Origin of the sequence: Trinickia sp. (assembly GCF_051954495.1) — a bacterium.
Classification (GTDB): domain Bacteria; phylum Pseudomonadota; class Gammaproteobacteria; order Burkholderiales; family Burkholderiaceae; genus Trinickia.
The window spans coordinates 41,169-50,411 of sequence record NZ_JBQCHR010000054.1 but is presented as its reverse complement, the minus strand read 5'-3'; the positions used below and the strand labels follow the sequence as shown (position 1 = coordinate 50,411).

5 protein-coding genes are annotated in these 9,243 nt (G+C 61.7%); 3 read left to right on the top strand and 2 right to left on the bottom strand.

Annotated features, from left to right (window positions below; genetic code table 11):
• The first annotated feature begins 155 nt into the window (after positions 1-155).
• From ACTHNR_RS08820 to ACTHNR_RS08810, 3 genes are all read left to right on the top strand, one after another.
• A complete protein-coding gene (locus ACTHNR_RS08820; protein WP_440547196.1) occupies positions 156-3,350 on the top strand; it encodes an efflux RND transporter permease subunit in 3,195 nt (1,064 codons plus the stop codon).
• Between the two features lie 20 nt (positions 3,351-3,370).
• A complete protein-coding gene (locus tag ACTHNR_RS08815) occupies positions 3,371-4,882 on the top strand; it encodes an efflux transporter outer membrane subunit (RefSeq protein ID WP_440547195.1) in 1,512 nt (503 codons plus the stop codon).
• Positions 4,883-5,035: 153 nt separating this feature from the next.
• Positions 5,036-5,446 (top strand): DUF2384 domain-containing protein, encoded by a 411-nt coding sequence (locus ACTHNR_RS08810; protein ID WP_440547194.1) that lies wholly within the window; start codon positions 5,036-5,038, stop codon positions 5,444-5,446.
• A gap of 123 nt (positions 5,447-5,569) precedes the next feature.
• Here the strand turns inward: ACTHNR_RS08810 and ACTHNR_RS08805 are convergent, their stop codons facing one another.
• The gene (locus ACTHNR_RS08805) at positions 5,570-7,699 is read right to left on the bottom strand and encodes a hypothetical protein (protein ID WP_440547193.1); all 2,130 of its coding nucleotides are present in this window, start codon (positions 7,697-7,699) and stop codon (positions 5,570-5,572) included.
• Between the two features lie 361 nt (positions 7,700-8,060).
• Positions 8,061-8,966, bottom strand: a complete 906-nt coding sequence (locus tag ACTHNR_RS08800) for a LysR family transcriptional regulator (protein WP_440547192.1) — start codon at positions 8,964-8,966, stop codon at positions 8,061-8,063.
• Between the last annotated feature and the right edge of the window lie 277 nt (positions 8,967-9,243).

Genomic DNA, 9,243 nt, shown 5'->3' with positions numbered 1-9,243 from the left:
CAGAAGGTGCAGGCGCACATGGTGCCGATGACGGACGATCCGGCGGGCGGCAGCGACGGCAGCGCTAGCGCGGATGCGGGCAAGGCCGGCCAATCGACGAATTCCTGAGCCAAACGCTTCGACGGCTTGAAGCGCTCAATTACTCAGAAAGCGACATGAACATATCCAAATTTTTTATCGACCGGCCTATCTTCGCAGGGGTGCTGTCGGTCCTGATCCTGTTGGCCGGCGTGATCTCGCTGTTCCAACTGCCGATCTCCGAGTACCCCGAGGTGGTGCCCCCGTCGGTCATCGTGCACGCGCAGTATCCGGGCGCGAACCCGAAGGTGATCGCCGAAACGGTCGCTTCGCCGCTGGAAGAGCAGATCAACGGCGTTGAAAACATGCTCTACATGCAGGCGCAGGCGAACAGCGACGGCAACATGACGCTGACCGTCACGTTCAAGCTCGGCACCGATCCCGACAAGGCGCAGCAGCTCGTGCAGAACCGCGTTTCGCAAGCTATGCCGCGTCTGCCCGACGACGTGCAGCGGCTCGGCGTGACGACGATCAAGAGCTCGCCCACGCTGACGATGGTCGTGCACTTGATTTCGCCCGATCATCGCTACGACATGACGTATCTGCGCAACTACGCGCTGCTCAACGTCAAGGATCGTCTCGAACGAATCGCGGGCGTGGGCCAAGTGCAGCTGTGGGGCGCCGGCGACTACGCGATGCGGATCTGGCTCGATCCGAACAAGCTTGCCGAACGCAACCTGACGGCGAACGACGTCGTGAGCGCCATCCGCGAGCAGAACGTGCAAGTGGCGGCGGGCGTGATCGGCGGATCGCCGTCGTCGGCCGACGTGCCGCTGCAACTTTCGGTGAATGCGCGCGGCCGCCTGCAGACCGAATCGCAATTCGGCGCGATCGTCATCAAGACTTCGCCCGACGGCGGCGTGACGTACTTGCGCGATGTCGCGCGCGTCGAGCTGGCCGCGTCCGAATACGGCTTGCGTTCGTTGCTCGACAACAAGCAGGCCGTCGCGCTCGGTATCAACCAGCAGCCCGGCGCGAACTCGCTCGCGATTTCGGATCAAGTCCGCAAGGATATGGCCGATTTGAAGAAGGACTTCCCGGCCGGCGTGGACTACGAGATCGTCTATGACCCGACGCAGTTCGTGCGCTCGAGTATCGAGGCGGTGATCCACACGCTGCTCGAAGCGATCTCGCTCGTCGTCATCGTCGTGATCGTGTTCCTGCAGACGTGGCGCGCATCGATCATTCCGCTCGTCGCCGTGCCCGTGTCGATCGTGGGGACGTTCTCGCTGCTCTTGGCGTTCGGTTTCTCGATCAATGCGTTGTCGCTGTTCGGGATGGTGCTCGCGATCGGGATCGTGGTCGACGATGCGATCGTCGTCGTCGAAAACGTCGAGCGTAATATTTCAGCGGGCTTGAGCGCCCGAGCCGCCACCTATCGAGCGATGCGAGAGGTGAGCGGGCCAATTATCGCGATTGCGCTGACGCTCGTCGCCGTGTTCGTGCCGCTCGCGTTCATGAGCGGTTTGACGGGGCAGTTCTACAAGCAGTTCGCGATGACGATCGCCATCTCGACGGTGATCTCGGCGTTCAACTCGCTCACGCTCTCGCCGGCGCTTTGCGCGATTCTTCTGCGCGGCCACGATGCGCCGAAGGATTGGCTCACGCGTGCGATGGATCGCGTGCTCGGCGGGTTCTTCAAGCAATTCAACAAGGTCTTCAAGCGCGGCTCGCAGTCGTATGGCCGTGGGGTTACCTCGGTCCTGGGTCGCAAGTCGCTGATGCTCGGCGTCTACGCGGTGCTGGTGGGCGCAACCTTGTTCGTCACGCATATCGTGCCGGGCGGGTTCGTGCCCGCGCAGGACAAGGAGTATCTGATTGCGTTCGCGCAACTGCCCAACGGTGCGACGCTCGATCGAACCGAGAACGTCATTCGCGAAATGGGCGACATGGCGCTCAAGCAGCCGGGCGTCGAACATGCCGTGGCGTTCCCGGGCTTGTCGGTGAACGGCTTCACGAACAGCTCGAGCGCGGGCATCGTGTTCGTGACGCTCAAGCCGTTCAAGGACCGGGGTTCGAAGGCGTTGTCGGCCGGCGCCATCGCCGGTGCGCTGAATCAGAAATATGCGGGGATCAAGGGCGCGTTCGTGGCCGTGTTCCCACCGCCGCCGGTGCTCGGGCTAGGGACGCTGGGCGGCTTCAAGCTGCAGCTCGAGGATCGCGGCGCGCTGGGGTATGCGCAGCTGGACGAGGCGACGCAGGCGTTCATCAAACGCGCGCAGGCCGCGCCCGAGTTGGGCCCGCTGTTCACGAGCTATCAGATCAACGTGCCGCAGCTGAACGTCGATCTCGATCGTGTGAAGGCGAAGCAGCTCGGTGTGTCGGTGACCGACATCTTCAACACGATGCAGATTTATCTCGGCTCGCTGTACGTGAACGACTTCAACCGCTTCGGCCGCGTCTATCAAGTGCGGGTGCAGGCGGACGCACCGTTCCGCGCGCGGCCCGACGACATTCTGCAGTTGAAGACGCGCAACGCCGCGGGTGAAATGGTGCCGCTGTCGTCGCTCGTGAAGGTCACGCCCACGTTCGGGCCCGAGATGGTGGTGCGCTACAACGGCTACACGGCTGCCGACATCAACGGCGGTCCGGCGCCCGGCTACTCGTCGGATCAGGCACAAAGCGCGATTCAGCGCATCGCGAAGGAAACGCTGCCGCGCGGCGTGAGCTTCGAATGGACGGACTTGACGTATCAGCAAGTGCTGGCCGGCAACTCGGCGATCTGGGTGTTCCCGATCAGCGTGCTGCTCGTGTTCCTCGTGCTTGCCGCGTTGTACGAAAGCTTGACGCTGCCGCTCGCGGTGATCTTGATCGTGCCGATGAGCGTGCTGTCGGCGTTGACCGGCGTGTGGCTGCTGCGCGGCGACAACAACATCTTCACGCAGATCGGTTTGATGGTGCTCGTGGGCCTCGCCTCGAAGAACGCGATCCTGATCGTCGAATTCGCGCGTGAGCTCGAACACGACGGGCGCACGCCGGTCGCGGCGGCGATCGAGGCGAGCCGCCTGCGGCTGCGCCCGATCTTGATGACGTCGATCGCGTTCATCATGGGTGTGGTGCCGCTCGTGCTGTCGACGGGCGCCGGCTCCGAAATGCGCCACGCGATGGGTATCGCGGTGTTCTTCGGGATGTTGGGCGTGACGCTGTTCGGTCTCATGCTCACGCCTGTCTTCTACGTGGTGCTGCGCACGCTTGCGGGCGGCAAGATCCACGTCGCGGGCAAGGACTCGAAGGAAGATGCGGACGTCGACGCCGAATTGACGGACGCTTGAGGCTTAGAGGAACGATAACGATGAAACGAAACGATTCGGTTGCCGGCATTGAGCGCCTGGGCGTACGCGCGCTGGCCGGCGGCCTTTTGATGACGCTTCTTGCGGCCTGCTCGATGGGGCCGACCTACAAGCGGCCCGACATCGACACGCCGGCGGCGTTCAAGGAAGCTCCGCTGCCGGCTTCGGAGGCGGGCACGTGGAAGAGTGCGCAGCCGGCGGAAGTGCTCGAGCGCGGTCAGTGGTGGACGGTGTTCAACGATTCGACGCTGAACCAGCTCGAAGACGAAGCGCTCGCTGCCAACCAAGACCTGAAGGCCGCAGCGGCGCGCGTGCGCGAATCGCGCGCTGGACTCGACGCGGCCCGCTCGGCCTGGTTCCCCTCGTTGGACGCGGGTTTCGGGCCGACGCGCGAGCGCGTCTCGCCCGCTTCGCAAGGATTGCCGCAAAACGCGTACGTCCCGCCGATGACGCTGTGGCGCGCGCAAACGACGGTGTCGTATGAAGCGCCGCTGTTCGGTCGCGTGAGCGACAACGTGGCGGCCAGCCGTGCCGATTCGCAGCAGTCCGAGGCGCTGTTTCGCTCGGTTCAGCTCGCGTTGCAGGCCGATGTGGCGTCGAACTACTTCTCGCTGCGCGAACTCGATACGGAGCAGGACCTGTATCGCCGCACGGTGTCGTTGCGAGAAGAAGGGCTCAACCTCGTCAAGCATCGCTACGACGCGGGCGAGGTGAGCGAGCTCGATTTGCAGCAAGCGACCAACTCGCTCGCCACCGCGCGCGCCGAGGCCGCGGGCGTGGCGCGTCAGCGCGCCGCGTCGGAGCATGCGCTGGCGGTGCTCTTGGGCAAGCCGCCGGCGGAGTTCTCGTTCCCGCAGCAGCCGCTCCAGCCTGTCCTCGCGCGCGTGCCGGCAGGTCTGCCTTCGGCGCTGCTCGAACGTCGTCCCGACATCGCGGCGGCCGAGCGTGCGATGGCGGCGGCGAACGCGCGCGTCGGTTTAGCCAAATCGGCGTTTTTCCCGCAGCTCAATATCACGGGCGCATTCGGCTATGAGTCGTCGGGCTTGAGCGAGTTGTTCCGCTGGTCGAGCCGCACGTTCTTGCTTGGGCCGTTTGCCGGCACGGCGCTCACGCTGCCGATTTTCGACGGTGGGCGGCGCAAGGCCGATTTGGCCCGCGCACGGGCGCAGTACGACGAGCAGGTGGCGAACTATCGCTCGCAGGTGCTGAACGCATTCCGCGAAGTCGAGGATAGTCTTGCCGATTTGCGTCTGCTCGACGATCAGATTCGTGCGCAGAACGATGCGGTCAATGCTGCCGCACGCGCCGAGCATTTGTCGGAAGCGCAGTACCGAGAAGGGCAGGTCAACTATCTCGACGTACTGGATAGCCAGCGCACGGTGCTGCTCGCGCAGCGCCAGGCGAGCCAGCTCGCGGGGTCGCAGGCCGTGGCGACGGTCAGCCTCATTCGCGCGCTGGGCGGCGGCTGGGGCGATATGAAGCCGGGCGATACGCAGCAAGTCGCCAAGCAGTAAAAGAGCGCGCCGCCTTGGCTCGGCTGGAATTCGAGTTCGAGCGAAGGCAAGGGACGGCGCGTTGTGGATCAGCGGGGCTCGCGAGCGTGCGTTTGCACGCGATCGGCGCCCCGCATGTGCGCAATCGTGTGCACATCGATGCGAGGTGGAAAGATGAACTCGATGGTTGACGTTGAATACATCGCGCAGGGCGCAAGCTTCGACCAATTCATGAATTCTTTGCGGGATCCGGTGTTTGAGGCGCCCATCGTATCGGCGCGCCGTTTCTCCGAAGCGTTGCACATCGATTTGCAGACGCTGGCGAAGCAGGCGGGCGTGCATCGCAATACATTGAGCCGCATGCCCGCATCCGAGAGCGTGCAGCGCTTCCTCCGTGAAGCCTTGCGCGTGATTCGCGCGGCCACCGATGTCCAGGGCTGCGTGAAGCAGGCGTTGTTCTGGTACCGGAACGAGCCGCTCTCCGAATTCGGTTACAAAACGGCGGAGCAGCTCGTTTCAAGCGGGCGCACCGAAGATGTGCTGCGTTATATCGTTTCGCTCAAAACGCGCTCGGCTGCGCAGTGACGCGCCGCTGCGCGGGCCTGTCCGTACATGGTGTGGCGCAACCCGGCAGGCCGGAGCCCGATGGGCTTCGGCCTGCTAGGTTTATGAGGCGCTGCATCACCGTAGGGCGGTCTTGCCGATGTATCAATTGTTGCGCATCACGCCGCTGATTTGTGCCTGATTCCTGCCTCTATCGCTGTTTGCCCCGTCCACGAGCTGGTTGAGCGTGTTGTAATTTGCGGATTGATTAATCTCGTCGGCGACATAGTCGGAAAATACTCGGCCTGCCGGGCCGGCAATTCTTTCGGCTGCTCCCGACAGGATTTTTTTCTTCAAATTATCCGCCTGCCCCGGGGCATCGAGATATCCAAGCTTTTTTAGATGTTTTGCAATAGTGACGAGCTTGCCGCTTTTCAGTACTATTCCGGCGGTTTTCAGTGCGTTGGCAAATGGTCCTCCGGCCAGCGCAATCATGTCGAGCACCGCTCGCACCGCCATTTCAGAGTATTCGTGTCGCTTATAGGCAATCCAGGCGGCGTAGAATGGGATGTGCCACTGAAGAAAGTTAAGCGTTCTCTCTCTTAGATTTTCATCGAATGCCTCGTTTTTGAATGCATCGACGATGGTCGTGGACAGCTTATCGGCCACATCTTGAATGACTAACAGGAAGTTCGCATATGCGTCGATCGTTTTCGTCGATATCCTCTGCAGCCGCCAGGGGGTTTCCAATTTTGTGTTGAAGAAGAGATGCGCATGCCGGGTTAGCCATTCGACCTGCTCCTTTTCATTCGTGGGAATCCGAATCAGCGGAGGATGGTGAGCAGGAGCAATGACATAGGATTCATTGCGATGCAGCGTGGCATCTTTGACATCCACGACGTATCCAATCGATGATGTGTCGGTGAACCGGTATTTCCCAGCAATCGGCTCTTCGACATTGATCGATTTGAGCATGTAGGTACCGCTGCCCATCAGTTTAGCGTAGGGCTCGTGTGTCTTGTTGTTTGCTGGCCCATATGCTGGAAATTTGTAGAGATGATGTGCTGTGTTGGTGAGTTCTCGCGTTATGTTATGTTTTGCTTGAAGTTTAACCGAATCTATCAAACTTGAGAAAATGTCATTGAGATTGGGAAGCTTTTTGATTGCGTCATCGATTTTGTATGAGCCGAGCCAATCCGGTTGCTGAGAAAAAATATAAATATCGATGCCCGTCATCATTTCCTCGATGGGCGTGCCACCTGCCGGCGTGTAACGGAGTTTGCGAAATTCATGTGGATCCAGGCCGTACATGCGCATTATGAATTCGCCGAGTTCGCGCCTAGAAATGATCTGCGGAATTATTTGATACAGCATCGGCTGGGTCGCGGCGGCGGTACTGTTCCGGTGGTGGTGGTGATGGTGGTGGTGATGGTGGTGGTGATGGTGGTGGTGATGGTGGTGGTGATGGTGGTGGTGATGGTGATGGTGATGGTGATGGTGATGGCGATGCGTCCCTGTCGGGGCGGCGGTCACTTTAACGCGACGGCGAGCGGGAGCGGCCTCGTTTCCTGGGAATGGCCATGCCGACGGCTTGTAATCGGGATCGGCGGAATTGCGCGAAAGCGGGTTCAACCATTCTAGGGCGCTCCATAAGAGGGCGCTCGCCGCCGTTCCGTACGACGTTGTCGGTACGAGCAGGTCTGCGGCCGGCCCGGGTGACGGCGTTGGCGGACTTTCGGCCGCGAGATCCGGGGATAGCGTCCTTAGTGTGGGGGGAGTTGAAGGCTCGCGGCCTGATTGGATGAACGTGTCGCGGCCGTTGTGAGCATCAGAGGCGAACGTCATGTTGCGGGCCGCGTCGTTTCCGTACCGAGGCGACGTTCCCGTTATAGGGCCCATCGAATTGGGCTGCACCGATGCCGGGTTTGGGGCCGGGTGGGCAGGCATGCCTGATCGGGCGGGTGCGGCATCGGCGCCACTGCTCGATGGCGGCTCGGGAATGATCGGGCTTTCTTTGGGAGCGTAAGGCCGTGTGCGCAGATTCATCTCGGCTTGAGCGTGGAGCCCATATTGCGTCGTCAATAAGGCCGTCAACAGCAACCCTAAGCGTGGGTTGCCCTCGCGTGGCAGCTCTGCCGCATTGTGATGGCGAACCTCGCGCGGCCTGTCGTTGACGAAGTTGTTGCTCGTGCCAATTGCCCGCCGCCAATTTGCAAGGTTGGCGGGTTTGGCCGTTTTGCGAGAGGCCTTGGGCGGCTTCCATCGCTTGGCCTTGAATTGTCCGTCATGCCCCATTTCGTGGTGCCTCGTGGAAATCGAAGCCCCACCTTCCGAGCGCGCTCGGGTTTTGAGCGAAAGAGGGGCTAGCCTTCACGTGTTCGCTCGCGCTTATACGTTATTGGGCCGGGCCCATGAATGCAACCGGGCGCGGCAGACCGGCCGGGAACGGCCCCTCTGCAACTCATATAGTGAGGAGCGGTCGATCGTTTTTGACGTGATCTTGTCGTTTTGTGGTCAACTAACTTCGAACCGGCAGATAGTCTCTCGTTCCGTCGATTTCGCCTCGAAGGCAGCGGGCGACAGATCGCCCGATGTCGACTGGCGTACCGACTTCCGCGATCCGAGTGCGGCCGTGGCCGCAGGCACGCGAGCCGCGCTAGCGTGCGTCGAGATACGCCGCGGTGCTCGTTTGCAAGAAGTCGCGAAGGCGGCTAAGCACCGGTGTCGCCGCGAGTCTATGCGTGCTGATGAGGTTGACGGGCGCGCTCTCGCCCGTCCAATCGTCGAGCGCGGTCTCGAGCCGCCCCGCGCGCAAATCGGCCAGCACATCCAAATGCGACTTGTAGGCGAGCCCATGCCCGGCCAGCGCCCAGCGGCGCACGAGTTCGCCATCGTCGCTGACGCGATTGCCGCTGACCTTGACTACGCGCTCGTCGTTCTCTTTGGCGAAGCTCCAGCGATCGTGCATCGTTTCGCTGAGGGCGTACCGCAAACAATTGTGCTCATGTAGTTCCTCGGGGGTCGCGGGCTTTCCATGCCGCGCGAAATAGGCGGGCGACGCGCAAAGGACGCGGCGATTGTCTGGCGCCATCGGCGATGCGACCAGCGTCGAATCGTCCGGCACGCCGTATCGCACGGCTGCGTCGACCGGCTGGCGAAACATATCCACCGGCGTATCGCCGATTCTTACGCTGACCGTCAGCGCAGGATGTTGCGCCATGAATTCGTCGAGCCAGCCGGCGAGCACGCTGCGGCCGAGATCCGACGGAATCGACAGCGTCAGGGCGCCACGCAATGCGTCGCGCTCGTGCATCAAGGCGTCTTGGCCGGCTCGCAATTCCGATAGCGCATTGCGGGCGAATTCGACGTAGCGGGCGCCGTCGGACGTTAGGCGCAGGCTGCGCGTGGAGCGTGCGAACAGGCGCACGCCAAGCTCCGCTTCGAGCCTTTTGATGGCCGCGCTCGCTACCGCCGGCGCAATATTGAGCAGACGCGCCGCCGCCGATAGGCTGCCGTTGTCGGCGGCCAACACGAATACCGTCAAATCGTCGAGTCGAATCATCGTGCTGCACCCCATTTCATGACTTTTTGCCTTCGTCCCATTCCAAGCCGCGCCAACTTAGCTGGAACCAACTTCGCAGCCGGTATTGTCTTATACAAGCTGCCGCCGGCGGGGGCTGTGCGATGGGCGCACTGTCTCGAAGCGGCGGTAAATTGTCGATTTATTTTCGAATAATTGCTGGCAACTCGGAGGTAAGCTGCAATCGCTTCCAGTGGTCCAGGGGACGTTTGGTGCAACGTCATGTCCGATAAATAAATTGCGCCTAACCGATTCGAGG

Bases quoted from the DNA above. Each gene is read 5' to 3' on its own strand.
- ACTHNR_RS08800 (WP_440547192.1), bottom strand. From the start codon at position 8,966: ATGATTCGACTCGACGATTTGACGGTATTCGTGTTGGCCGCCGACAAC.
- ACTHNR_RS08810 (WP_440547194.1), top strand. From the start codon at position 5,036: ATGAACTCGATGGTTGACGTTGAATACATCGCGCAGGGCGCAAGCTTC.
- ACTHNR_RS08820 (WP_440547196.1), top strand. From the start codon at position 156: ATGAACATATCCAAATTTTTTATCGACCGGCCTATCTTCGCAGGGGTG.
- ACTHNR_RS08815 (WP_440547195.1), top strand. From the start codon at position 3,371: ATGAAACGAAACGATTCGGTTGCCGGCATTGAGCGCCTGGGCGTACGC.
- ACTHNR_RS08805 (WP_440547193.1), bottom strand. From the start codon at position 7,699: ATGGGGCATGACGGACAATTCAAGGCCAAGCGATGGAAGCCGCCCAAG.